The sequence below is a fragment of the Infirmifilum tikiterense genome (assembly GCF_054696565.1).
Genome location: NZ_CP182482.1, coordinates 1,524,911 through 1,549,327, shown reverse-complemented (window position 1 = coordinate 1,549,327; position 24,417 = coordinate 1,524,911). Strand labels below are relative to the sequence as shown.

At 59.8% G+C, this 24,417-nt stretch carries 27 protein-coding genes; 14 read left to right on the top strand and 13 right to left on the bottom strand.

Annotation, left to right across the window (positions count from 1 at the left end):
* The first annotated feature begins 31 nt into the window (after window positions 1–31).
* From ACNO7C_RS08510 to ACNO7C_RS08495, 4 genes are read left to right on the top strand one after another with little or no spacing between them, the layout of a single operon-like run.
* Window positions 32–1,507, top strand: coding sequence for a carbohydrate ABC transporter permease (locus ACNO7C_RS08510; RefSeq protein ID WP_460024679.1), 1,476 nt, complete (start codon window positions 32–34; stop codon window positions 1,505–1,507).
* Entirely contained in the window at window positions 1,507–2,358 is an 852-nt protein-coding gene (locus ACNO7C_RS08505; RefSeq protein WP_460024678.1) for an ABC transporter permease subunit, read from the top strand. The genes ACNO7C_RS08510 and ACNO7C_RS08505 overlap by 1 nt, the downstream gene beginning before the upstream one ends.
* 39 nt (window positions 2,359–2,397) lie before the next feature.
* A complete protein-coding gene (rbcL, locus tag ACNO7C_RS08500) occupies window positions 2,398–3,729 on the top strand; it encodes a type III ribulose-bisphosphate carboxylase (protein WP_460024677.1) in 1,332 nt (443 codons plus the stop codon).
* Window positions 3,730–3,739: 10 nt separating this feature from the next.
* Window positions 3,740–4,696, top strand: a complete 957-nt coding sequence (locus tag ACNO7C_RS08495) for a DHHA1 domain-containing protein (RefSeq protein ID WP_460024676.1) — start codon at window positions 3,740–3,742, stop codon at window positions 4,694–4,696.
* A gap of 19 nt (window positions 4,697–4,715) precedes the next feature.
* Here the strand turns inward: ACNO7C_RS08495 and ACNO7C_RS08490 are convergent, their stop codons facing one another.
* From ACNO7C_RS08490 to ACNO7C_RS08455, 8 genes are all read right to left on the bottom strand, one after another.
* Window positions 4,716–5,498: an energy-coupling factor transporter transmembrane component T family protein gene (locus tag ACNO7C_RS08490; RefSeq protein ID WP_460024675.1), complete on the bottom strand. Its 783-nt coding sequence runs from the start codon at window positions 5,496–5,498 to the stop codon at window positions 4,716–4,718.
* Complete coding sequence (locus ACNO7C_RS08485) at window positions 5,498–6,058, bottom strand: ECF transporter S component (RefSeq protein ID WP_460024674.1); 561 nt, start codon at window positions 6,056–6,058, stop codon at window positions 5,498–5,500. Before ACNO7C_RS08485 ends, ACNO7C_RS08490 begins: the two co-directional genes overlap by 1 nt.
* Window positions 6,059–6,351: 293 nt before the next feature.
* The gene (locus tag ACNO7C_RS08480) at window positions 6,352–7,965 is read right to left on the bottom strand and encodes an ABC transporter ATP-binding protein (protein WP_460024673.1); all 1,614 of its coding nucleotides are present in this window, start codon (window positions 7,963–7,965) and stop codon (window positions 6,352–6,354) included.
* Between the two features lie 41 nt (window positions 7,966–8,006).
* Window positions 8,007–8,465, bottom strand: a complete 459-nt coding sequence (locus tag ACNO7C_RS08475) for a PIN domain-containing protein (RefSeq protein ID WP_460024672.1) — start codon at window positions 8,463–8,465, stop codon at window positions 8,007–8,009.
* Window positions 8,449–8,676 carry an AbrB/MazE/SpoVT family DNA-binding domain-containing protein gene (locus tag ACNO7C_RS08470; protein ID WP_460024671.1) on the bottom strand — a complete coding sequence of 76 codons (228 nt, stop codon included), beginning with the start codon at window positions 8,674–8,676 and terminating at the stop codon, window positions 8,449–8,451. The genes ACNO7C_RS08475 and ACNO7C_RS08470 overlap by 17 nt, the downstream gene beginning before the upstream one ends.
* A gap of 159 nt (window positions 8,677–8,835) precedes the next feature.
* Entirely contained in the window at window positions 8,836–9,543 is a 708-nt protein-coding gene (locus ACNO7C_RS08465) for a hypothetical protein (protein WP_460024670.1), read from the bottom strand.
* A gap of 275 nt (window positions 9,544–9,818) precedes the next feature.
* Window positions 9,819–10,211, bottom strand: coding sequence for a hypothetical protein (locus ACNO7C_RS08460; RefSeq protein WP_460024669.1), 393 nt, complete (start codon window positions 10,209–10,211; stop codon window positions 9,819–9,821).
* Between the two features lie 67 nt (window positions 10,212–10,278).
* Window positions 10,279–10,569 carry a hypothetical protein gene (locus ACNO7C_RS08455; protein ID WP_460024668.1) on the bottom strand — a complete coding sequence of 97 codons (291 nt, stop codon included), beginning with the start codon at window positions 10,567–10,569 and terminating at the stop codon, window positions 10,279–10,281.
* A 94-nt stretch (window positions 10,570–10,663) separates the two neighbouring features.
* Here ACNO7C_RS08455 and ACNO7C_RS08450 point away from each other — a divergent pair, with 94 nt between their 5' ends.
* Genes ACNO7C_RS08450 through ACNO7C_RS08430 form a run of 5 tightly spaced genes read left to right on the top strand, consistent with a single transcriptional unit; the run spans window position 10,664 to window position 14,746 of the window.
* Window positions 10,664–12,058, top strand: coding sequence for a CehA/McbA family metallohydrolase (locus ACNO7C_RS08450; RefSeq protein ID WP_460024667.1), 1,395 nt, complete (start codon window positions 10,664–10,666; stop codon window positions 12,056–12,058).
* Window positions 12,059–12,108: 50 nt separating this feature from the next.
* On the top strand, window positions 12,109–12,882 hold the full coding sequence (locus ACNO7C_RS08445; RefSeq protein ID WP_460025925.1) for an MFS transporter: 774 nt from the start codon (window positions 12,109–12,111) through the stop codon (window positions 12,880–12,882).
* On the top strand, window positions 12,882–13,367 hold the full coding sequence (locus ACNO7C_RS08440) for an MFS transporter (RefSeq protein ID WP_460024666.1): 486 nt from the start codon (window positions 12,882–12,884) through the stop codon (window positions 13,365–13,367). The genes ACNO7C_RS08445 and ACNO7C_RS08440 overlap by 1 nt, the downstream gene beginning before the upstream one ends.
* A gap of 36 nt (window positions 13,368–13,403) precedes the next feature.
* On the top strand, window positions 13,404–14,189 hold the full coding sequence (locus tag ACNO7C_RS08435) for a ZIP family metal transporter (RefSeq protein ID WP_460024665.1): 786 nt from the start codon (window positions 13,404–13,406) through the stop codon (window positions 14,187–14,189).
* Between the two features lie 44 nt (window positions 14,190–14,233).
* On the top strand, window positions 14,234–14,746 hold the full coding sequence (locus ACNO7C_RS08430) for a hypothetical protein (protein ID WP_460024664.1): 513 nt from the start codon (window positions 14,234–14,236) through the stop codon (window positions 14,744–14,746).
* A gap of 197 nt (window positions 14,747–14,943) precedes the next feature.
* Here ACNO7C_RS08430 and ACNO7C_RS08425 read toward each other — a convergent pair whose 3' ends face one another.
* The 5 genes from ACNO7C_RS08425 to ACNO7C_RS08405 all read right to left on the bottom strand — a co-directional run bounded on the left by ACNO7C_RS08425 (window position 14,944) and on the right by ACNO7C_RS08405 (window position 18,931).
* On the bottom strand, window positions 14,944–15,207 hold the full coding sequence (locus tag ACNO7C_RS08425; protein ID WP_460024663.1) for a hypothetical protein: 264 nt from the start codon (window positions 15,205–15,207) through the stop codon (window positions 14,944–14,946).
* A gap of 251 nt (window positions 15,208–15,458) precedes the next feature.
* Window positions 15,459–16,610, bottom strand: coding sequence for a transposase family protein (locus tag ACNO7C_RS08420; protein ID WP_460024662.1), 1,152 nt, complete (start codon window positions 16,608–16,610; stop codon window positions 15,459–15,461).
* Between the two features lie 1,069 nt (window positions 16,611–17,679).
* Window positions 17,680–18,015, bottom strand: a complete 336-nt coding sequence (locus tag ACNO7C_RS08415; protein ID WP_460024661.1) for a hypothetical protein — start codon at window positions 18,013–18,015, stop codon at window positions 17,680–17,682.
* A gap of 175 nt (window positions 18,016–18,190) precedes the next feature.
* Window positions 18,191–18,424, bottom strand: a complete 234-nt coding sequence (locus ACNO7C_RS08410; protein WP_460024660.1) for a radical SAM protein — start codon at window positions 18,422–18,424, stop codon at window positions 18,191–18,193.
* A gap of 39 nt (window positions 18,425–18,463) precedes the next feature.
* A complete protein-coding gene (locus ACNO7C_RS08405) occupies window positions 18,464–18,931 on the bottom strand; it encodes a hypothetical protein (protein WP_460024659.1) in 468 nt (155 codons plus the stop codon).
* A gap of 107 nt (window positions 18,932–19,038) precedes the next feature.
* On the opposite strand from ACNO7C_RS08405, the gene ACNO7C_RS08400 reads away from it, so the two are divergent.
* The 5 genes from ACNO7C_RS08400 to ACNO7C_RS08380 all read left to right on the top strand — a co-directional run bounded on the left by ACNO7C_RS08400 (window position 19,039) and on the right by ACNO7C_RS08380 (window position 24,380).
* Window positions 19,039–20,268 (top strand): Nre family DNA repair protein, encoded by a 1,230-nt coding sequence (locus ACNO7C_RS08400; RefSeq protein ID WP_460024658.1) that lies wholly within the window; start codon window positions 19,039–19,041, stop codon window positions 20,266–20,268.
* Entirely contained in the window at window positions 20,258–21,085 is an 828-nt protein-coding gene (locus ACNO7C_RS08395; RefSeq protein ID WP_460025924.1) for an SPL family radical SAM protein, read from the top strand. Before ACNO7C_RS08400 ends, ACNO7C_RS08395 begins: the two co-directional genes overlap by 11 nt.
* Before the next feature lie 40 nt (window positions 21,086–21,125).
* Window positions 21,126–22,166, top strand: a complete 1,041-nt coding sequence (locus ACNO7C_RS08390) for a substrate-binding domain-containing protein (protein ID WP_460024657.1) — start codon at window positions 21,126–21,128, stop codon at window positions 22,164–22,166.
* A gap of 109 nt (window positions 22,167–22,275) precedes the next feature.
* On the top strand, window positions 22,276–23,265 hold the full coding sequence (locus ACNO7C_RS08385) for an FAD-dependent oxidoreductase (RefSeq protein ID WP_460024656.1): 990 nt from the start codon (window positions 22,276–22,278) through the stop codon (window positions 23,263–23,265).
* 239 nt (window positions 23,266–23,504) lie between these two features.
* Entirely contained in the window at window positions 23,505–24,380 is an 876-nt protein-coding gene (locus ACNO7C_RS08380; RefSeq protein WP_460024655.1) for a zinc ribbon domain-containing protein, read from the top strand.
* Window positions 24,381–24,417 lie beyond the last annotated feature (37 nt).

Genomic DNA, 24,417 nt, shown 5'->3' with positions numbered 1-24,417 from the left:
CTGGTAATTTGGTAAACGGGTGCTTTTTCTCATGCCCAAGAAGAGCGGGTCGGAGCTCTACCCGGCTCGAGTAGCCTTCCTGCTTATTTTCCTCAGCCTGGCCATGTACCTCTTCTTCTCACTCTGGCCGATCGCGTACTCCGTGTACATAGCTTTCACCGACGCCAACAACGTGAACATCGCCTCAGAGCCCAGGATTAAGGAGCTTCAGGCTCAGAGGGCAGTGATAGCCAGCTACCTTTCTGCGAATAAGGAGAATGTTCTGAGTCAGGTGCGCAGGGCCGACGACTACCTGAGCGACGCCATCGCCTCGCTGCTCGAGCTGAAAACCCTTATCGCGTCGTCCACGCCCCAGAACTTCTCGATCAGCAGGCTCACCTTCATCAGGAGCAGGGTCGATGAAGACCTGACTTACGCCTCAAGCATCGTCAACAGCAACACCACTTTCCTCTACTACTACCGGGGCCTGGGCGACACCCTGTACAGGGCCGTCTCGATCGTTGACAGCGGCATATGGGGGGACGTGGACAGGATCGTCGGCTTCAAGCTTGCCTTGAGCGAGAACGACCTGAGCCAGCTGCGCGAAGCTGTTCTCCCAAAGGTAGATCAGGCGTTAGGCCTGCTGCAGCAGAGCAGGGACCGCCTCAGGGAGGTCGAGGGAAACTACGACCTGTTAGTGGGCTCCGCGACTGCTGGCATTGACCAGGAGATAGACAGGATTTCGATGCACTTCGTGGGCCTGCAGAACTTCCAGACCCTCTTCACGGACTCGCGCTTCCCCTACTCCATTTTCAAGACCCTGCTATTCGTGCTGACCAGCGTTCCCCTAAAGGTAGCCGTGGGAGTCTCCCTGGCCTTCCTTTTCTCAAGCCCCATGATCTACGGCCGGAAGGCGATGCGAGCCGCCCTGCTCGTACCCTGGGCCCTCCCAGTCCTGCTCTCCGTAACCACCTGGAGGATGATGTTCGCCCCAGGCATAGGGCCCGTGGCAAACTACCTCGCGTCGATCGGCGTGGACTTCAGCATATACAACAGGGAGTGGGACGCCTTCCTTGTGTACAACATAGTTGAGATGTGGCTCGCCTACCCGTTCATAATGACCGTCACTATGGCGGCTATCTCCTCCATTCCCAAGGAGCTAATAGAGTCTGCAATGGTCGACGGCGCCTCGTTCTGGCAGCGCTTCAGGGAAATAATGCTCCCCCTGACCTCCCGCCCAGTGCTGTTCGCGAGCATCCTGACGGCAGGCGCCTCGCTTCAGGCATTCATGGTTCCTCTGCTCATCAACAACGGGGGGCCGACGAAGGAGATCCAGTTCCTCTGGTTCTCCAGGACAACCGGAGGAGTCAACGAGATGATGGTGCTCTTCGGCTACAACAGGGCCTACCTGGACCAGCAGTATGGGCTCTCCACCGCCGCGTACCTGGTCGTCGTGCTGATACTGCTGCTATACGCCCTAGCGTGGTACTACCTGATATACAAGCGGACCTCACCGGGTGGTGCGTGATGGCGAGGTACTGGCTGAGGCTCGTAGGCGCGGTAGCGCTGACGACGCTCTCCTTCCTAATAGTTTTCATTCTGCTGTACCCCGTCCTCTTCGCGGTGCTGACCAGCCTCGTTCGAGGACAGAGCCTCGTGACCGACCCAGCCCAGATACTCGCAACTGGCATCTCGCTCGAGCACTACCTGAAGGCCGTCAGCGACCCCCGTTTCATCAACGCGACAGTCCTGAGCCTGCTCGTCGCGGTCACGAACATCGTCTTCGCCCTAGTGGTGATCACCCCAGCCGCCTACGCTTTCTCGCGCTTCAAGTTCCCCGGCAGGGGCGCGCTCCTTGTAGCCTACCTTGTCCTGAACCAGGTGGGCGGGGGCTTCGGGGTAGCGGCGGTCATAGCCCTCTACGTGATGCTCCTCAAGCTGAACCAGATCGGCGTCCCCGTCATCGGAAACCCAGTCGTGCTGGCAGCCATCTACACCGCGGGCGCGGTCCCCTTCCAGACGTGGATGGTGAAAAACTACCTCGACGCCCTGCCGCGCGAGATCGACGAGTCCGCGTTCATTGACGGCGCCAGCTGGAGGCAGATAATCTTCGACGTGGTCCTCCCGGCCTCCAAGCCCACGATGATCGTGATAGCTCTCTTCGCCTTCATGGGCGCCTGGGGGGAGTTCATCATAGCGAACTTCCTGAGGATCGAAACGCTGGCCGCCTACGTCTACGAGACCGCCACGAGCCAGACAATATTCTGGAGCGACTTCGCCGCCCGGACGATAATTTTTGCCATCCCGATAATAGCCATATACGTCTTCACGCAGAAATACATCGGCGAAGCGATGAGATACGGGGCGGGAAAACTCTAGGTTTTTATAACACTTCTCCTCTTCTCGATATCGAGCCTCATGCCTGAGGAGTTTGAGCCCTATCCGGCTTTTGTCAAGCGCGGCTACACCCCGGACCCGGATGAGGAGGTGGTTGTCACCTTCAGGGTTACGCCCGCGGAGGGCTTCACAGTCGAGGACGCGGCCGGCGCGGTCGCGGCCGAGAGCAGCGTCGGGACCTGGACCACTCTCTACCAGTGGTACGACCAGCGCAGGGTTGACAGGCTGATGGGCAAGGCCTACGAGTTCCGCGACCTCGGCGACGGCTCTTACCTCGTCCGCGTCGCCTACCCCGCGGAGCTCTTCGAGGAGGGCAACATGCCCGCCTTCATGGCATCAGTAGCGGGCAATGTGTTCGGCATGAAGAGGGTCAAGGGGCTTAGGGTCGAGGATATCTACCTCCCCCCGAGGTTCCTGAGGGCTTTTAAAGGCCCCTCGAAGGGCATACAGGGTGTTCGCGAGGTTCTCGGCATCAGGGGGAGGCCGATCGTAGGCACCGTTCCGAAGCCCAAGGTCGGCTACACGCCCGAGGAGGTGGAGAGGCTTGCCTACGAGCTCCTCGTGGGGGGCATGGACTACGTGAAGGACGACGAGAACCTAGCCAGCCCGAGCTACTGCAGGTTCGAGGAGAGGGCTAGAGCCGTGATGAGGGCGATCGACAGGGCGGAGCGGGAGACGGGTGAGAGGAAGGCCTGGTTCGCGAACATCACCGCCGACGTCAGGGAGATGGAGCGCCGGCTCAAGCTCGTCGCGGACTACGGGAACCCCTACGTGATGGTCGACGTCGTGGTGGCCGGCTGGGCCTCCCTCGGCTACGTGAGGGACCTGGTGGAGGAGCACGGCCTCGCGATCCACGCCCACCGCGCTATGCACGCCGCCTTCACGAGGAACCCCTACCACGGCGTCTCGATGTTCACCCTGGCGAAGCTCTACAGGCTAGTGGGCGTGGATCAGCTACACGTGGGCACGCCGGAGGTGGGGAAGCTGGAGGCCAGAGCGGTGGACGTGATCAGGAACGCTAGGGTGCTGCGCGAGGAAACCTACCTGCCCGACGGCGAGGACGTCTTCCACCTCCCTCAGCCCTTCAGCGGCATCAAGCCCGCGTTTCCCGTGTCGAGCGGCGGGCTCCACCCCGGGACGCTCCCAGAGGTCATCTCGAAAATGGGCACAGACATCGTCATACAGGTGGGTGGAGGTGTGGTCGGGCACCCCGACGGCCCACGCGCAGGGGCCGCGGCGGCTAGGCAGGCGATCGACGCTGCGCTCCAGGGAATCAGCCTCGAGGATTACGCCAGAAGCCACAGGGAGCTAGCCCGGGCCCTAGAGAAGTGGGGCTTCGTAAAGCCCGCGTAGAGGATCTCCCGTGGAGACGGTAATAGTCGCGCACGGCGACTGCGACGGCGTTACGTCGGCCGCCATCGCTTACTCGGTATTCGGCGGCCGTGTGGTATTCTCGCACCCTGTAGGCCTGCTCAGCGACCTCGAGGAGTTCGCGGACCAAGCGGAGAGAGTGGTCGTTCTGGATATCTCCCTCGACGAGAGAACGTGGAAGGGTGTCGCCGAGAAGCTTTCAGCCTTCAAGGAGGCAATCTACATCGACCACCATCCTCCGCCGGAGGGTGGCCTCGAGCTTCTCAGAAAGATTGGAGTAAAGGTTTTCCACGAGCAGGGGCCTTCAACAGCGGAGCTCGCCTTCAGGAACCTGAACCCGCCCCGCGAGCTGAGCCGAGTGGCTCTCTACGGGGCTATAGGCGACTACGCCGTGCGGACCGAGTGGTTCAACACGTACCTCGGGTTCTGGGACATCCGAGCCCTCTACCTCGAAGCCGGGATACTCACGCTCGGGCTTGAGGGCCTGCGGCGTGACCACGACCGAAAGCGGGAGCTCGTAGCTGAGCTGGCGGGGAACAGGCTACCCTCGAGCATCGACTTCCTCATCTCATCCGCGCTCCGGGAGGCTAAGAACCTTGAGGAAGCCAGGAGAGCTCTGCCGTCGAAGCTCGTGGTTCTTAAAAGCATCGCCTACGTTGTGCACCCCGGTGCTCCTCTAGGCGCTATGGCAACCTTCTCACACGTCCAATCGGGTAAACCCGTCGGAGTAGCAATCGAGGTGAAGCACGACTGGGCTGTAATGAGCCTGCGATCCGCCTCTGGCTGCGTTGACCTCAACGTCCTCCTCCGTGAATTAGCACCGAGGTACGAAGGGCACGGAGGCGGCCACCGGGAGGCGGCGGGCGCGAGGATCCCGGTAGCTAGGCTAGAGGGCTTCCTAGCCGAGCTGGACGAGGCCGTCAGCAGGGTCTGCTCACAACAGAGATAAGGCACGCCAAAAAAGGAGCTTATGCGAGCTTGGACAAAAAGAGTGCAACATAGAGTAGGCCCAGCGAGCACGATACCGCCAGGAGAAGCTTGTCTCCCCGGCTCAGCCTAAGCTCCCTGTACCATGTGTGGCACCTCTCCTCACCGAAACCCCTGAGCTCCATGGCGTCCGCGATGTCGTAGATAGAAAGCGAAGCTGAGATTGTCACGGGCACAACTAAGGGGGCTATCGCCAGCAGCCTCGCTAGAGGGTTCTTTCCTCCTCGGGGTCTGAAGCCTCTGGCCATCTGAGCCTCAAGCGTCCTGCCAAGCTCGGCCGTGAATTCGGGAACGTACCTCAAGGCAAGCTGTATAACGTAGGCGGCCTTATAGGGGAAACCCATCTGCCCCAAGGCGGGTGCATAGAGGTTCGGTGGCGTCGTGAACACGAGTGTGGCGGTGACAAGCGCTAAGGAGAGTAGCTTTAGAACGGGTGTAACCGCGGATGTGACGGCGCGAGGAGAGGTGAGCTTTTCGAGGAGGGAACCTTGACCGTAGACTAAGGCGACTGTGAAGTAGTTCAGCAGGGAAAGCACTAGAACGATGATCAGGATGAACTTCCAGGTGTTCTTCGTTTTGCTCCAAGGTAGCTTTGCCATCGCGTAGTAGATAACAGAAATGGCAAAGAGTGGGATGACCAGCAGTAGCTTGGAGGCAAGGGTTAGGCAGAGAACCATAAAGAGGACGAATGTCAGCTTAGACCTGGGGTCTAGCCTGTGGATTAGGCTCTCTCCCTCGATGTACCTTATGAACTTCGTAGACATTAGAGCCTCCTTGCTCTACCTTTCACGGCTGCGGCGTAAGCGGCAACGAGTATCGGAGTCAGGACGGCTCCGTTCACAGCATCAGTGATGGCTGCAGGGAGGAAGAGGGCGCACGTCGCCTCCTCTATCGTGGAGATGCCATAGCCGAAGATGTAGTCAGTGTAGGCCGCGAATCCCATGCCGACGACGGCTGCGACGACAGCCAGCACCGCGCAGGCGATATAGCCCCTTCTCTTGAATATGCTGTCTCTAGGTATGAAGTAGTAGGCTAGACCGGGGATAAGACCCAGTAGACCGTTACCTACGTCCCAGTTCCACCAGAACCCACCCCAGCTTATAGCGTCGCTTATGATGTTTCCAAGGAACCCGCTGACGAAGCCCACAATGGGGCCAAACACGTACCCGAAAAACATGGGTATAGCGACACTGGGCCTCAAGGAGACGAGCTGCGTTCCAGGTAGCTGGAGGATGTTGAAGAACACGTTGAATGCCGCGTACAGCGCTGTTCCAACAGCCATCGCAACCAGGCTTGATGTTGAGAAGACCCCTTTCTTGCTCATGCTCGTTCAAAACTCTAACGCGACGATTTCATAATAAATTTTTTCACAGTACGCGCACGGAGGCAACGTATCTACCATCGAGTCAGTGAAGCTTTCATTTTCTCATCTGCCTTTTCCACCCTCTGCTCTCCACAGCGTTACCGACATTTCGTTCACACATCTCGAAGGCTTTCGTTCAGCATAATGTGAAGAAAGATGCTCCTCAACTCCTATCGTTTAGCGGAGAGCATGCATTCTCATAGGAAAAGGATTTGCTACCAGAGGAGGGTAGGCGTTACCGAAGATGACGGGCTTTAATTATTACTCGTGGCGGTGGGGGAGAAACCGCAGACGCGCAGGAGCTCCTTGAAGCTGAGCACCGCCTTACCGCCGGTGAGCTCCCGGCTTACCCGTATCAGGCTCGCTTCCCTGATCTTCCCAGCCTTCAGGTTTTCTTCCCTTGCTAGGACCTCCCGCGTCGGCCCGTCGGCAACTATCCTCCCGCCGGACAGGATCACAGTCCTATCAGTGTACTCGATCGCTAGGTCAGTGTCATGGGTTATAAGGATTAGCGTCCCTACCGCGCCGACGAGCCCGGAAACGAAGTCCATGAAGGATGTGTAACTCGCGTAGTCCTGGCCAGCTGTGGGCTCATCCAGTATAAGCACCCTCGGCCTCATAGTTAGAATCGAGGCTACAGCAATCCTCTTTTTCTCGCCGTAGCTCGACGCGAAGGGAGAGTAGCCCAAGAGATGCTCGATCTTGCACATGGAGGCGGCCTCGGCTACGCGGCGTGCTATCTCGCCTGGCAACACGCCGAGGTTCCTAGGCCCGTAGGAGAGCTCCTCCTCAACAGTTCTAGCGAAAAGCATGGTAAGCGGGTCTTGGAACACCAGCCCAACGTAGCTTGCCAGCTCGTAGACCTCCCTCTCACGAGTATCCATACCGTAGACCAGAATCCTCCCTTTCTTCGGCTTCAGAATACCAAGGATAAGCTTAGCAAGCGTGCTCTTCCCCGCCCCGTTGTTCCCGAGAAGCGCCACCCTCTCACCCTCACGTATTTCCAAGTTTATATCCCGTAAGACCGTCCGGCCGTCGTAGTCGAAGCTAACGTTCTCAAACTTTACCGCGACCTTCCCGGTCAGGGGCGATCGTGGCGTATCGGGTAGAACAGGCCCCGGGCACCTCCTAGCTAAGATCCTCGCCGGGACCTTCACAAGCCCCACAAGGCTCTCAAGCTCGCTCTCGCCCCTTATCTCTTTAACCACCCTACCGTTATCCATGAAGAGAACCCTGTCTACTCCCACCTCAAGCACCTCCTCTGCTCGGTGCTCGGCGATAATGATGGTCTTCCCCCTTCTCTTGAAGTCCTTGATCTGCTCCTGGACGAGCCTAACACCCTCACTATCCAGGTTCGCGAGGGGCTCATCCATGAGAATGATAGGCGGATCCATCGCAAGTACCCCGGCGATGGCGACCCTCTGCTTCTCCCCTCCGCTGAGCTCGTTGACGTCCCGGTCTCTGAGGTGGTAGGCGTCGACGCTCTCGAGGGCCCGCCTAACCCTCTCCCTGACCTCGCCCCTAGGATAGCAGAGGTTGCACGGCCCAAAGGCAACATCGTCCTCGACGTTCGGTAGCACGAGCTGCTTACTCACCTCCTGCATAACGGTTCCCACTAGACGCGAGAGGAGCGCAAGGCTAGCCCCCTTCACGGTGACCCCTTTAACCCTGACCTCTCCCTCGTACACGCCCTCATACCTGTTGGGAATCAAACCGTTAATCGCCTTCAGTAGCGTGGATTTGCCGCAGCCGCTCCTGCCCAGAAGAAGTACGGTTTCGCCCTCCTCGATGGTCAGCGTTATGTCCCTGAGAGCAGGCTCCTCTTTCCCTGCGTACGTAAACGTGAGGTTCTTGATCTCAACGGCCACGAAGCTGGTATAAGGTTAAACGTTTTAAAGCTTGTGAGGGGCTACCGGAACATCTTCAGGAAATCTTCCTCGTAGAGGATGGCCGCCAAGTTTTCTCCGCTCTTTCTGAGGAAGCGGATAAGGTCGCTGTCTCTCGTGAGGAACAGGAGGTTCTCGCTTGCCGCTGTTACGAACAGTAGGAGGTCTATTAAGTCTTTAAAGCCCTTTTTCCTAAGCTCAAGGGCTTTCAAGTAGCCTAGAGTGCTGGGGCTAACTTGTTCAAACTCCTCCTCGATTAGGGATAACCCCGTAGCTACAGTGCTATGGTCATATTCCAGCTTAGTAATCTTCCCCAAGCATTCCAGGATGTTAAAAGGAGTGTAGTAGAAAGTGGCTCTGTTTTCCCTTCTGAGTTTCCTTAGGGTAGCCAGGGCATCTTCTGTACCCTCGACTTCCACCCCAAGTATTGGTAAGAGGTACGTGGAATCCAAGAGTATCCTTAGCCTAGCCGAAGATCTCATTCTGCAGCTCCTCAGATTCTTTCTCGAACTCCTCGAAAGTTACTTTGGCAAATTTCGGCCCCTTTAGCGCGAAGTCAAAAGGGTCTAGAATGGGTTCTAGGATAATCCTAGAGCCCTCGACTCTCACTCTGAGTACTTCACCCTCCCTCACACCGGTAGCCTTCACTACCGCCCTCGGAAGGTATATTGTGAACTTTTTTGAGACCCTCACTTTAATCTCAGACGCAACCATGTCTAGAAAATACTTCGTAAAGTCTCAGAATATATTTATTTCTGAGACTAAAGGACAACTAGGTCATATCGAGGTTATAACGCGCTATTGGTCAACAAGCGCATCCTTACGCTGGCTGAGGTCTCCGAGGGGTGTGCCCTACTCCATGACCTTTCCAAGAATCAGCTCGACGTCACGCTCTACGCTGAGCTCCCTGAGCTTCTCCGCTACGCGCCTAGGGGCGGTGAGCACGACGAGGATCTTATTGAACGACGGCCTCCCGAGGGCCTTCTCAGCAGCCTCGGCCTTTCTTAGTAGCTTGTAGAGCTCTTCCTCTGACTCCGCATGCGCGGTCACCTCGCCCACGATCAACGGCGCATCACAGAAGATGTCGACCTCCTCGCCGCCTACGACCTCAGACCTCAGCTCCTTGTCGGGAGGCAGGACACCTGACTCCCTGAGGCTCCTGGTAAGGAGGTCCCTGACAAACGTCTCGAAAGTTAAGCCCGCGAACTTGCTTAGCTGGCTGAAGCCGTAGAGCATGTCGCCTCGGAGCCTCTCTAGGGATGCCTCAAGCCTCTTGACTTCTCTCTGAAGGCTATTCTCTTCCTCCTCTAACTTGACAATGCGTTCAAGCATTTTGAGAAAGTCTTCCCGCATTCTGTTGAAATCCTCCCTTAGCTTTCCTTGCTCCTCACGCAGGCTCTTGATTTCCCTAAGTAGCTCCTCGAGCACCTTCTCGTGCTTGTCGAGCCTGGCTAGCAGCTCCTCGAGCCCGAGGAGGCCTGCAACCGCGTACCTGAACTCCTCATCCTCCCTTAGCAGCTTCAGGATCCTGCTCTTCAGCTCAGCCTGAGACTCCGTCATGCCTCTACAGTTAATACACGTCGCCTGATTAAAAAGGTGATTATCTATCGGCTGGGTGAAAGGCTTTTCCACATAAAGAGAGCGGTCAGGAGGATTAGGAGTTCAGGTGAAGAGCACAGCTACCTCTTACCTGCTCTGGAAGCGCAAGGGTGGTGACCCCCCATACCTAAACCTCCCTTCAACACATATTTTAGGTCACAGCGGGTTCCTGTGAATTTTCTCTGAAGAAAGGGCTTTTCACGGCCCTCTTATGCATGATTTCGCGACAGCTATTTTTAGACGAGAAGGGTGACGGACGACAGCAGGAGGCTCTCAGTCGCGGCAAGCCAGGTTGCGTTATCGACCCAGCTTCCACCCTCTCTAGCCCACACCTGCGCCATAGCGTCGAGGGGGAGGAGTAATAGTAGGCTAACGTAGGTGATGACGAGAAGGTAGCCGGCTAGACCCTGGCCGCCGAGCCCGTGGAAGAGGACTGTCGTTCCGCGTGGTCTGCTGGCTGATGGTAGCCAATGCAGGCAGTACAATCGGTTTCCAGCGGCGTCAGCATAGCCCGCTCTCTGCTCCACCCCGCCGAGGAGGTGGGCTTGCAGGGCTGTGAGAACAGCGTAGGAGGCAAGCGAGACGATTAGCAGTAACAGGAGTCTCCGCACAGGGTGGACTCGAGGCATCGTTTAAAAACTTGTTGAGGCATCAACTCTTAAAGAGAATTGCGTAGCCTCAGCACTTCCGTTCGGATCAGCGCCCTAAGCGCAGGCTCACCCGGTCTGCGCTCCTTACCCTTTCGAGCGCCTCCTCCAAGCTCCTCAGGCGTTCAGTCCGCTCTACCTGAACTATGTAGTACTCTGCGGCACCGCTCTTGTCGAGGAAATCCGCCAAAGGCACGCCGTCCTCCAGCACAACATAAACCCTGCTTCCGAGCACGTGAACGGCCAGAGCCCCAGGTGCTCTTAGGAAGTGCTCTTTCACCGGTGCTACACAGCTGGCACAGCCTACCCCCGAGACCCTAAGGGTTACCAGCACAACCACGCTTCATGGTGAGAAGAAATCATCATAAGCTCTTGTCAACAACGAGGATGATAAATCAATAATAATATACGCGTATAGCATCCTCTTAATCGGTATGCTCGACAGCGTGAGGCCTATTCTCGAGTATGAATTCAAGGGCGAAGCGTCCCCGTTCATGGCTGGGAGCTTCGCCTACCTACCCTTCACTATCCCAGACGGCGTGTGCACGATTGAGGTAGAGTACGAGTTCGCCGGGAAAAGCCCCGAAGAAGCGGCCGTCGACATAGGGCTCTTCGAGCCGGGAAGCAGGGAGCTGGTCGAGGGCATGAAGTTTCTGAGAGGATGGAGCGGCTCGAATAAGAAGAAGTTCACAGTCTCTCGGATCTACGCTACACCAAGCTACACGGCAGGAGACATAAGGTCGGGTGAGTGGAGCGTTATACTGGGCTTTTACAAGGTTCCGCGCGCGGGGCTGAGCTACACCGTAAAGGTTAAGGTTTACCTCGAGTGCGCGGAGGGGCAGGTCAGGAAGCTATCGCTCGGAGCTCCTGCGGCGAAGCGGGGCTGGGTTAAGGGAGACCTGCACCTGCACTCGGTCCACAGCGGCGGGGACTCAACTTTGGAGGAGATAGCCTCGGTGGCGCGCGAGCTTGGGCTGGACTTCGTGTCCGTCACTGACCACAACACAGTGTCGCACATGGCCGAGATGGAGTGGAGGAGCGGCTTCCTAAATGGGGTCTTCTTCCTGAGAGGAGTTGAGATGACCTCCTACAAAGGCCACATGAACGTTTACGGGGTAAGCGAGACGCCCGAATTCCGAGTAAGCTCAGCCTCCGAGCTCGCGAAAGTGGTGAAGTACCTTAGGAGTCAGGGAGCGCTTATCTCCGTGAACCACCCGAAGCCTCTCGGTCCCGACTGGGAGCTCGGGGATATGTCGTTTGCGGATGCGGTGGAGGTCTTCCACTCAGTCTGGGAGTTCAACAACTACATATCGCTGAAGCGGTGGGACGAGCTGTTGGCCAAAGGCTACAGGTTGGGGCTAGTAGGGGGTAGCGACGCTCACGAGATAAAGGAGAGGAAAAGCTTGCTGGCGCCGGGCGCCCCTACCACCTGGGTGTACGTTGAGGAGCTCAGCGAGGAGGGCTTGCTTCAGGGCATCAGGAGCCAGCGGGTATTTGTCTCAGAGTCCCCTCTGGGGCCCAGGTTGATCCTTAAGGCATTCGACGGGAAGCACGAGCTCTGGACAGGCGATGCTGCCAGTAGCGGGGAGCTCGACGTAGTGATCCAGGTGGAGGGCGCTAAGGCTCAGCTTCTCAGGATCGTTGCTGGAGGAGAAGTGGTATACCGTGAGGCCATAACGTCCGATCCTCTAGTGATGAAGGTCAGGGTTAATGTGAAGTCTCCTTACGTTAGAGCCGAGGTTTTGAGAGAAGTTGCTGATGCCGACGAACCATACCACATGGAGAATATTCTTTCCGCGCTTTCAAACCCCATCTACGTAAACGTATAAATACTTTAGCATAGATTTATTAACGTGCTAACTAAACTTTAGAAACTTTCATACGGGATCGCGCGCCTGGCTCAACGACCCTCCTGAGCGCGTTCAGCTTCGCCGGCTTCTACGTATACTGGGACGTCTACAAGCTGGACCCTCAGCTAAGCGGCGTCGTGAGCGCGATCGGCAAGCTCGCCATTCTGATAAATTCAGTCATAATGGGTTACCTAAGCGACGCTACCAGGAGCAGGTTTGGGAAGAGGAAGCCCTACATAATCACGGGCTCTCCGCTACTAGCCATCTCAGCCGTCATGTACTTCGTCCCCTTCCTGTTCATCTCCATTGAGGACAAGTCGGAGCTCTTCTACTGGGGCGCTTTCTGGAACGCCGCTTTCAACTTCTTCTACGGCTACCTCCTCACCCCCTACCAGGCTTGGATGCCCGAGATCACGGAGCCGGAGGAAAGGATCACCATCACCACCCTGCAGAACGTGTCCAACATCTTTGGCAACGTGGTGGGGGTTGTTTTCAGCTTCCTGGTCCCCATGCTCTACCGCGGGGGGCTCCTGCTTCCAGTCATGGCGGCTTTCGCGGTGATGGAGGTGCTCCTGTACATGCCCAGCGTGCTCCTAATACCCGTTGAAAGCAAGGCCGTTCTAACACCCAAGATCACCCGTGACATACTGGATCTCCTCAAGTACAGGGAATTCATGCTGTGGGAGGGAGTGAGGATGCTCATGTCAGCGGCGGAGACCATGATCACAGCCCTTGTGGTGAAGTACGTCAGCTCGGTCGTCGGGCTTGGGGGGACCTCGCCTCCGTTGTTTTCGGGGTTGTGATGGTGGTCTTCGTAATGGGAGCCTTCCCGTTCTGGGGGAAGCAGGCCAGGAAGATCGGGAAGGGCCCGGCCCTGATCAAAGCCGCCGTTATACTCACCGCGGGCCTGCTGCTCGCCCCGCTACCCGCTTTCCTCCAAGACCAAGCGCTCAAGATCGCGGTCGGCCTACTCGCTATAGCTCTGGGCGCCGTAGGCATCTCGGCCTACGAGCTCTTCCCCTACGCTGTCGTCGCCGACCTAGCACACTGGGACGAGCTGAGGACGGGTCTGAGCAGGGCGGGCCTGTTCACGGGCTTCGAGGGTATTCCGATAAACATCTCCCAGTCCCTCACCTACCTAGTGGTAGGCTACCTGGCTTCCCTTCCCCCCTTCAACGGCTACGACTACACCCTGGGGCTCGTCATCTGGGGACCAATCGCTTCTATATTCGCAGTCCTATCGATACTTATTCTGACAAGGGTCAACATCGACCCCTTCAAAAAGTAAGGCAAAGCTTTTTCTTTCTCCAAGCATTCAGCTAGCGTGCTCGATTGTCTCTCCTCGGCCCTAGCGAGTATGGCTGGAGGGAACGTCATTCTAGCCAGCCTGTACGCCGGTCTGTTCGTAGCAGTTACCACGAGCCTGGGTGCGGCGGCTGTGTACCTGTACAGGGAGGGCAGCCTGGACCTCACCCTAGCTCTGGCCTTCGCGTCCGGAGTCATGCTCGTAGCGAGCTTCACGAGCCTGATCCTCCCGGCGATACAGCTGGCGGGCTTCCCCTTCGTGGCCGTCGGCATAGCGCTGGGAATCGTTGCCATTCACCTCGCCGATAAGCTAATTCCGCACGAGCACATCCTGAGAGGATACGAGGGCCCCGAGTCCGCGAGAGGTCTGCTCAAGAAGGCTTGGCTCATAGCGCTGGCAGTTATAATCCATAACCTCCCTGAGGGGCTCGCGGTCGGCACATCAATAGCCTACTCGCTGCCAGTCGGGGTCGCCACCGCGATCGCGATCGGCCTCCAAGACATACCTGAGGGCTTGGCGGTGGCTCTACCCATAGCCGCGATAAGGGGTAGGCGTAGCGGAGCCTTCGTCGGCGTGCTGAGCGGGGTGAGCGAGGCGCTTCTCGCGGTCTTAGGCGCGGCACTCTTCTCGCTTACTTCATGGCTACTGCCGCTGGGGCTGAGCTTCTCCGGGGGCGCGATGCTCTACGTGACGCTGAAGGAGGCCATCCCAGAAATATACCGCGAGGACGAGCCTCCCCTGAAGATCACCCTCGGCTTCCTTGCGGGCTTTTACCTGATGCTGTTCCTTGACTCCGCCCTGTGACCCGCTAGAAACCTTTTTGAGGCCGCAACGATTGTGGGAAAACCGTGTCGCAGGAGTTTAAGGGGTTGCTGGAGAGCAACAGGGTTCAAGCGGAGCTCAGGGATTTCGAGGAGTGGTTCAAGAAGTACGGCGAGCACATTCTCGAGTACGAGGAGTCGAAGCTCGTCATAAGGACGGCTTGGCTCGCTAGAGTCATGCTCGACGAGGGCTACGCCCTCTTCCCCGGGCAGGAAGAGGGCGTCAGGACTTTCGTTGCCAGCTTCATCGCGGACAAGCTCAGGGGATTGGGTGTCGACCCTAGGCAGGTGACGCGGGGAGACCTCCACGGCACAAGGCAGGATGTAGTCGAGGTGGTCACGAGGATCTACCCGAACGTCCAGCAAACAGATAGGCCATCGGTCACAAGCATTCTCCAACAGGAGCTTGCAAAGCCCCCTAAGGTCGAGTGGGTTGTAGTGCCAGCGCTCAGGGTTGAGAGGTCTAGAGCTAGGCCCCTCGTAGCACTGCTACTAACCCTTCTCCTGTCGTCGTTGCTTATAATTCTCCTCTCGCGGTAACCCTATCTGAAGATAACCCAACACAGGTAGCGTGTAGCAATTACAAAGAGGGGAACACTCTTAGGCCGGGTCGATCCAGAGGCTCTTCGCCTAGTCAAGCCCAGCGATCTGACGAATGCTGTTGTCCGGGATACTCAAACCCGCTAACCAGTCTGTACGACCACTGCCCAGCTAGCCGGATCGCCGCAAAGGGGGCTTCAATCTCGGAGTAGCCAGGCGTTGCCTAGCCACACTTTCCTAAGCCCAGCCCTCCTCGCGGCCTCAAGGGCCTCATGTGCCTGCCTTCTGCTCGTCACAGGCAGGTCTGACATAAGGAAGTCGGGGTGGAAGGCGAGCAGCACGTAGGGGATGTCCCTGTCGATCGACGCCAAAAAGCCGGCGATCATCTCCACCTCGTAGGAGTCCACGTAGCCGGGCACGAGGAGCGTGCTGGCGCAGAGGAAGGGAGGATCCCTCCTCAAGTCAAACCTGCCAGCGACCTCGGCGAAGTTCTCGTAAACGGGCTTCGGATCGGCGAAGGTGAGAGCGCTCCTCCTTTTCTGCCCCCACTGGCCCCCTTAACTCTTCGTCATCTTTCTTCAGCCTCGGGGTCGCCCCACGGGGGTGTCGCATCGCCCTCTTCGGGCCTGCCCCTCGAGGGGGCTTCCGGGGAGGAGCGTCCGGCGGCCGCCACGCCTCAGCGGCAGCGGCGGCCAACCGCGGGCCGGGGCCTCTAGTCGCCTTGCAGTCGTTGGCTACTCTGTAGGCGGTAGTGCCTCGCCAGCTTTTCGGCGAGCTCCTCGACCTCGGCTTCGCCGAGGAACAGCTTCAGCGCGTGCAAGGCTGGAACGCTGTCCCTCTCGAACTCCATGTTACACTCCATGCACCTCATCACCCTAGTCTCGCCCCTCCTCTCCGCCTCCTCCAGCTTACCTCCACAGAGGGGGCAGCGCTTCGAAGGCAGTGTCCTCTCGATCGCCAAGATGCCGTGGAAGCCGAGGGCGTTCTCCAGCCTCCTCGCGAAGCTCCTCAGCGTCCTCTGCAGGCCATTGTTCCGCAGTGACTCGTCGAATGGGACGTCCACGAAGACTATAGCCCTCTTCCCCCTGAGCTCCTTGGTCGCCTCCGCCACAGCTCTGAGCAATGCGGCCCTGCGGCGCCTGTAAGCCTTCCTCAGCGTGCACCTCGCGGTGGCCCACGCGCCGGGGCTCCTGGACTTCACGGCCTTGTGCTGCAGCTCCTTGATCCTCCTCCAGTTCACCTTTGGTATCTTGAACCTGCGGATCCTGAAGCCGCCGCTCCGCAAGTCGTAGGCGAAGAGGTAGAAGCCGTGGCTACTGTTCACGTCCACGACCGCGATTGCGTCAAGGCTCTCGAGCAGCTCCTCCACGCCCAGGCTGTGGGAGCAGTGGAGCACGACGCTCACCTGCCCGTCTACCTTGACGGCGACGTACCTCGTCAGCCTGCCACCGCTGTCTCGGCAGGCATCCTCCTGACTCTGAAGCCATTTAATACCGCGCTCGGGCAGAGGGATCCTGTATGCCTTCCCATAGACCCTGACGACCAGCTCGCCTCCCTGAAGGTTCACCCCTGTGCGCTTCAGCGTCCACGAGAGCAGCGGGAACCGCAGGTAGCTCCTCCTCTTCGGCATCCTCGGTTGTACGATGTTGTCGAAGGCGTCCCTGTAAGCCCACGGCACAGCCTTCCACGCCTCCTCCAGCTCCTCGTTGCCGAGGCCGAGTAGTTTCTGCCAGTAGCGCATCGAGGCCCTCGGCTGATAAACTCGTTCGATGAAGTCTTTGAGCTCCTCCGGCAGCTCAGCCCTGAACCTCAGCACCCTGAACCCCTCGACCGCTAATTTGCCGTTACCACGGGGGTCAGCCATACCACTCCCCCATCCGCCCCCCCCGGAGAGGCGGGATGCGGGGGAGGAGCGGCACAGCCAACCCCCGCAACGCTCGAGGACAGCGTGTCACGCCGCTGCAGAGCACGCGGGCGCAAGCGGCAGCACATGGCCTGTGACCCGGCCCAACCCCTCCCCGGACACCCCCGAGGCACCCAGGGGGCCAGCAGCGGGCCAGTGGTGGGGGGCTCAGCGATGAGAGCGGCCCCCGCGCCACACCCCATGCCCCGCGCACCCCCAGCGCGGAGCCAGGGCGTGGCGCCGCCAACGCCTCGCTTGCGGCCCGTCCACCCCCGAGGGCGGGGGGCCGGCTGCCAGGGGGCGGGGAGCAGCCGAAAAGCCGCCGAAAACAGCCCCTCGCCCTAGCCCGCCCCAGGCCGCGTGGGCGTGGAAGCGGGCCTCGGGCAGCCGGCTTGCGGGCGGGCACTACCGGCCCAGGGCCAGGCCACGTGGGCGCGGCCCCGCGTGCCGGCACTTTCACGCCTCAGCGGCCGCGCTGGGAGCCCGCGTGGGGATCCCTGGGGGCGCGGCGCCTCACCGGCGTAGCCCGCCGCCCCCTTGCGGGGGCCCGGCCCCCCACCCAGCCCAGTCCCACCACGTCCCAGAGGAGCGTGGAATGGTGGGCTGGGCGGGTAAAAAAGGGTGTTTTAAAGGGGCTTGCTCTCGGGCTCCCAGGCCCCGGCCGCCACTCCCCCCTAAACACTAGTACATAGGGGGTCGGCGTAGCCTAGGTGCCCGGGGCCGGCGTCTGCATGCTAGCCGCTTAACCCCCTCCCGCCCACTATCTTTTCCCCGAGAGTGCAGGCGCCCCCTGTGCGGCGCCAGTTTTCTCGGGGAAGCACCCTGGCCCGCGCCTTTGAAGCCGGATCACCCTTCACCGGCCTAACGCGTGCGGCGGCGGGCCTCGTGTTTCCCTGTGCGGAGGGGGTTAATATTTGCTCCGATGAATACGCCGAAAGTATAACAATGTTACACTTTGTTGGAGCTTACTGCTTTTCCAGGGCTTACGGCTGCGTGCGCAGGGCGAGGATATGCTCGCACATAGCGACAGTCATGCTGCACCGGAGGCAGCTCCGGCTCCGCGCCGGATGAGCCTCAGGGCAGCATCGCCGCACGCCAGCTCCTCTGGGCTGTAGCCGAGCGGCACGAGCAGGCTGCAGGCGCGCTCGGTGAGGTGGAGGTAGCGCACGTCGCCGACGACCGCCTCCCTGACGAGGCCGGCTGAGCGGAGCCTCTCCAGCGCAACGGCGATGTGCCTCGTGTTCCTCGTGGCGAAGGCCTTGCTGATCGGCTTCGGCTCCCGCAGGCGCCACAGCGTCCTTGCGAGGCCGGTCAGCTTGAGCCACCTCGCGACGCAGTCCCACACCTCGGCGCCGACCTCGACCATCACGGCTAAATGCGAGAGGGGGGTTATAAGCATTCACACATGCTGTGCTAAGAGCCTGACCCGCCGAGCCCGCGCTCGAACACCCACCAGCAACCCCCCAACCAAACCCTCGGGGGCGAGGGAAAGCGCGGGTCGAACACGGGAGGGATCCAGGGAAAAACTAAGAATAGCATTGCTACTCGAACTTAAGCACCCCGCCCGAAACGTATGAAATCTCCGCCGCCCGCAGGAGGAGCCTCCTGTTCCACAGCCCGTTGGTTTCCCAGCAGACCCTGAAGACCTGGCCCTCTCGGGCTTTGAGAGCCTCCTCCGCGGCCTTCAGGGCGTGGTACGCTAGGGGTCCGGGGTCTCCGCCGAAGAAGCACACGCATGTCACCCTAGGGTCCCTAGCGCGCTCGACGAGCCTCATGAGAGGGAGCCTTAAGCCCAGGTTCGCGCGCCTGCTATCCTAGTTCTGGCAGAACAGGCAGTTCAGGTTGCAAGCACCGTAGGCCACGGCGCGGTTGTAGTACCCTCTCTCGGGACCCCCAGGCGACACAGAGTACCTCGGGTAGCCAGCGCCCGTAGCTCCAGGGCAGAACCACGCGGCAACGCAGTTAGTCGGGTGGGGGTCGAGGTAAGCGAAGCCAGGCTCGTCCAGTGGGTGGGGGCGGACAAGCCTGCCCTGAGAGTTCCTGACGAGCCCGCAGAAGCCGACCTCACCATCTCTCATGCGGCAACGCCTGCCGCACGCCACGCACTCGACGCCGTCCCCGCTCGGGGGGCTTGGCAGGCCCAGGAGCCTCCGGGCCCTAATGTGCGCCTCCTCGGCGACCCTGAGGGCCTTGTCTGGGTTAGCCCTCAGGCATTCCAGGCACACACCAAGCGTCTCGGAGATAAGGTGGGAGCTCCGCCCGCAAAGCCTGCATGTGCCCAACAGAGCTCCAGCGAGAGAGACCGTAGCTTGCCTAAAAACCCTTCGTTCACTTTCACCGAACACTGCGGAAACGTTATATTCGTCGGTGCGTCCCCTATCACAGGTAAATGTCCACACGACTCACAGGGCTGTGCTTGAAGTGCCGAGGCGCAAAGCTACTCTGCGGCCTCCCGCGCTGCCCCTTCCTCTCCCTCTGGTCAAAGATGGGGGAGGTGAAGCCCCCGCCCTCAGCGGAGCTTCAGGCCCCATCACCCCCCTCAGTCTTTGTCGGCCGCGTGGGTTACCCCAACGTTAGGGTGGCCCCTGCTGTCGTCACCGCCGACGGGGACGTCTCGGTCTACGACCTCCCCGAGAGGTGGCTAAGCTACGGGGTTGAGGACGTCCTGAAGTTCAGGCTGAGCCTGGTTCTCGGTAGCCTTCGCGTCGACGCTCGTCATCCCGACGCCCTCGGGGAGGTCGCCCTGCTCTCGAGCTCCTCGAGGCCCGTCGACGTGGAGGTAAGGTTCCGCAAGCCTCCAAGGGGGGTTCAGCTAGACCCCCACGCCCCGCCCTTCGGACCCTCGGGGGTCGCCGAGAAGGTCAGGCTAGTGGATAACCCCAGCATCCCTAGGCCCCTTGAGAGGATACTGGGCGGCGACAGGGTGAGGGCCGACGAGGACGTGTGGAGGCTCTACGAGAGCGGGATACCGGTGTCGATGATACAGAGGGTGTTCTCGGTCGGCCTGCTAGGCAGGAGCGCCGGCAGGAGGCTTGTGCCGACGAGGTGGTCGATAACCGCCGTCGACGACATCATCTCGAAGAGGATCCTCGAGGAGGTGAAGCGCAACCCCTCCATCGACAGCTACCTCTTCTTCCAGCGCAGGTACTCGGACAACAACTTCGTGGCGATCCTAGCTCCGGGTGCGTGGAGCTTCGAGTGGATTGAGGCGTGGTTCCCGAACACAACCTGGAACCCTGGAACGACCGTGGAGGTGGAGGGCGACTGGGAGGGCTTCAAGGGGAGGAGCGAGTACGCGACGCTGGGCGGTTGCTACTACGCGTCAAGGCTCGCCGTCGCAGAGTACCTCAGGAGGCTGGGTAGGCAGGCGACCGTGCTCCTCATCAGGGAGATATACGAGGGCTTCTTCCTCCCGATAGGCGTCTGGTTCGTGCGCGAGAACGTCAGGGCGCTCTTCGCCTCGAAGCCCGAGAGGTACGACGACATCAAGGACGTGCTAGCGAGGCTCGGCTCGTCGACGAGGCTACCGCTGAGCGTCTGGCTCTCCAAGTCCAAGATCCTCAGGGACTTCACTAAGCAGACTAGGCTCGAGGTGGGATCCCTTGGAGGTGAGGTATGAGCGGGTCAGGGTGAGCCACGCGCTGTCCAAGTCGGGTCTCCCCGACCTAGACTACGCCTTCAACCCCTACGCGGGCTGCAACCACGGATGCCTGTACTGCTACGCTAGGGCTTTCACGAGATACCCGGAGGTTGCGAGGAACTGGGGGCGCGTGGTATACATCAAGGAGAACGTCGTCGAGGTCCTCGAAGCCGAGGTAAAGAGGGTTAGGCGGGGCTTAGTCGGAGTGTCCACCGTGACCGACCCCTACCAGCCCGTGGAGGCAAGGGAGAAGCTGACCCGCAGGGGCCTGGAAGTCCTCCTCCGCAACGGCTTCCGGGTGAGCATACAGACCAAGTCGCCGCTCGTGCTGAGGGACCTTGACGTCATAGCCCCCCGCAGAGGCCAGGTCGACGTCGGCTTCACGATCACCACGCTCGACCCAGCCCTCGCGAGGCTGATCGAGCCCAACGCTCCCCCTCCCGGAGCGCGCGTTGAAGCCCTGCGTAAGCTGGCATCCGAGGGGCTGGAAACCTGGGTGTTCCTGGGACCCATACTGAGGGGGGTAAACGACTCCGAGGACTCGATCGCGAGCGTAGTCGAGGTCGCCTTCGAGACGGGCTCAAAGCTGTACTACGACTACTACCACCACAGGCCCGAGCTGGTTGAGAGCATGCGGCCACTGCTGAACCGCTTCCCGCAGGCCATCGCTACTGAGGCGAGGTGGAGGGAGAGGGTGCGCAACGCCGTCGAGAAGGCTTGCCGGGAGATCGGCGCAGAGTGCGCGCCGGCATTCCCTGAGGCCAAAAGAGCTAGGAGCGTGCTCGAGTACTTTTAAATAGGGAGCGAGCGTTAGAAGCATCAGCGGGGCCCCTATCGTGCCTGGCGACGAGATCCTCAGGATATTCAGCCTACTCAACGGCTTGCGCGCGGAGCTCACCCCAACATTCCACATCAACGGCCACACAGTCACAGCCGAGGAGCTGCGAGTGCTGGAGGCTGTTGAGAGGGCTGGCTCCATAAAGAGGGCCGCGGAGCTGCTGGGCCTCGACTACAGGACGGTTTGGAACACAATCGCCAGGCTCGAGGAGGCTACCGGTGCGAAAGTCGTCGAAAGGGGGGCTGGAGGGCCCGGCGGCGGTGGCGCGCACCTGACTCCGGTAGGCGAGGCAATCCTCGCGAAGGCCAGGCTAGTGCGCGCGAAGCTCACCGGCATGCTAAGGGGCTTCGACCTCGCGAGGCCTGATGTGGTCATAGCGGGGAGCGACTGCGCGGTGATGGAGCGGCTCATCTCGGAGCTCGCCGAGAAGGGGGTCTACGGGCTCTACCTGAAGGTGGGCTCCACGCTGGGCGTGGAGGCGCTCAAGATGGGTTTGAGCCACGTCGCGGGGGTCCATATCCTCGACCCGGCTACCGGGAGGTATAACGAGCACCTGCTCAACCACCCCCAGCTGAGGGGCAGGGTGGTTTTAGTGAAGGGGTGGAAGAGAGTGATGGGGCTCGCATTCAACCCTAGGGTAAAGGATCCCCCCGATAGCCTCACCGGTGTTGTCGAGCGGGGCTTGAGGATCGCTAACAGGATCAAGGGCAGCGGGACCAGGATCCTCCTCGAGCACCTTCTCGAGCAAGCGGCCCGCGAGCTGGGGGTGCCGGTTTCGGCCCTCAAGAGGAGGCTCAAGGGCTACGGAGTTGAGTACACCACCCACCGGGAGGCGGCAAACGCTGTGGCGACAGGCAAGGCCGACGTCACCCTGACTGTGGACTGGGTCGCTAGGGAGCACGGCTTGGTCTTCAAGCCGCTGCTAAGCGAGGACTACGACCTGCTCATGATCAAGGACGTTCTCCCCAAGCTACCGCTAGCCGAGACATCTGTCTTCAAGGGCAGAGAGGGGTTAACCGTAATCGAGCAGCCTCCATGAACTTTTCGGGACTCAAGGACGCAGGCTAAACATTATTTAAGATCTTCTTTACTTTTAACTGAAGCGTAAAGCGCAAAAAATTAATTTTCATCAATATAAACTTTACACGATGTCTATAAAATTTGCACCCTGTAAGTCCACGGGGCCGAGAACTGGGAAGAGAGTAGCCATCGTCGGTGCGGGCCCGGCGGGCCTGGCTGCGGCGGGCGTCCTCTGCTGCCTAGGTCACCGAGTCGACGTGTTCGACAAACTCCCTGAGCCCGGGGGCATGCTGATATTCGCCATACCGGAGTTCAGGATACCGAAGTCCTCCGTCAGGGAAAGCGTCCGCGAGCTAGCGGGCCTGGGGGTGGGCTTCCACACGAACACCGAGGTTGGCAGGGATGTCCAGCTGCGCGAGCTCCTGGAGGATTTCGACGCGGTGCTCCTGGCTACTGGGACGTGGCAGGGGAGGAGGCTGGAGGTGCCGGGGGAGGACAAGGAGGGTGTTTACAACGCACTCGACTGGATCACGCAGTACATGATGGCTAAGAACGGGTACCAGGTCGTCGAGCCTCCCCCGCTCACCGGCAAGGTAGCGGTCGTCGGTGCAGGCCTGACGGCCGTCGACATAGCGGAGGTAGCCGTCAAGGAGTACGGGGCAGACGTCGTGATGCTCTACAGGAGGCCCATGAGCGTCGCCCCAGCGAAGCACATGCTCAGACACCTCGAGAGCCTCGGAGTCGAGTTCCTTGAGAACGTGGTTCCAGTGGAGATCCTCGGCGATTGGAAGGCCGAGAAAGTGAGGCTCGCGAGGGTGAAGCCGACAACCGACAGGAAGGCCGCGACTGAGATCATCCCGGGAAGCGAGTTCGAGCTGAACTTCAACGCGTTGGTTGTCGCGGTGGGTCTTAGGCCGACGCCCCCTGAAAGCGTGAAGAGCCTAGGCGTCGAGCTTAACAAAGACGGGAGCATCAAGGTCAAGGAGAATTTTGCGACGAGCGTTAAGCGCCTCTTCGCCGCGGGAGACGTGGCCCACGGGCCGTCTAACATAGGCTTAGCCATGCGGAGCGGCAAGCAGGCCGCAAAAAGCGTAGACGAGTACCTAAAGGCCAAGTAGCGGGCTAAGAACTCCGGTGACCTCGGACCAGGAGTACGCGACGCTCTGGGAAAAAGGAAACTGCTTTACTTTTCGTCTCAATCGGTTCGGCTCCGAATCTCTCGCTTTTGCCTACTCTTGGGTTAGTACCTCGAAGAAACGGTAAAAGGGCCTCTTCAACCATCTAAACAGCCCGACGATTCGCTCTAATAAACACAAACATTTATACAAGTGAAACAGCTATTTAGCGTCGCGGCTTAATGAGCGAGTGGCTGTCCATCGCCGAAACCATAGCCGTCGTCGCAAGCGTAGTGGGCACCGTCTCTGGGGCCACCTACTGGCTCGGGAGGAAGCTCGCCAGCCTCGAGAACCGGGTCGCTGGCTTAGAGCGCAAATTCGGCGGGCTCGAATCCCACATCGATCAGCTAGAGAGTAGGGTAGCCGGACTCGAGCTCGCGGTCGGGAAACTAGAAGCCCGCATCACCCAGCTGGAGAAGAAGATTGGAGACCTTGAAGAGAGGGTATCGGCCCTGGAAGGCAGAATGGGAGACCTTGAAGAGAAGCTCGCAGCACTAGAGCTCCGCGTCACCAAGCTGGAAGAGAGGCTATCTGCTCTTGAGTTACGGGTTGGGAGGGTAGAGGAGAGGCTGTCGGCTCTGGAGGGCAAGGTGGGAGACCTTGGAGAGAGGCTGTCAGCCCTGGAGTTACGCGTCACCCAGCTTGAGGAGAGGCTGGAGCAGCGCATTGGAAGGGTAGAGGAGAAGGTCAGCAGGCTGGGCAGGGGGGTTAGGAGCGTCAACGAGCTGTTCCTAGACATCTTCGGCTACGAGGGTGTTCTCAGAGCCGAGGCCGTGACGTTCGCGAAGTCTGAGCTGGCGCGCGTCCTCGAGCTCGCCGAGAACCCTCTGACGAAGGAGGAGTGGAGCCGCCTAAAGCAGCTCCTCGAAAAGGACGACCTCAACCTCGAGGAAGCCCAGGAGCTCTACAGGATAGCGGACAAGCTCGTCGAGGAGCACGGAGACAGGATCGAGGTCTGGAAGCTCCTATGGTACTCAAGGCTGTGGATCGGAATCAACTGGCGCAGGATGGCCGAGCAGCGGAAGAAAGCCCAGCAGCAGGCCGCACAGCAAGCCTAGACACCACTTGTAGTGCCCCGCACTGCCTGCAGAAAAG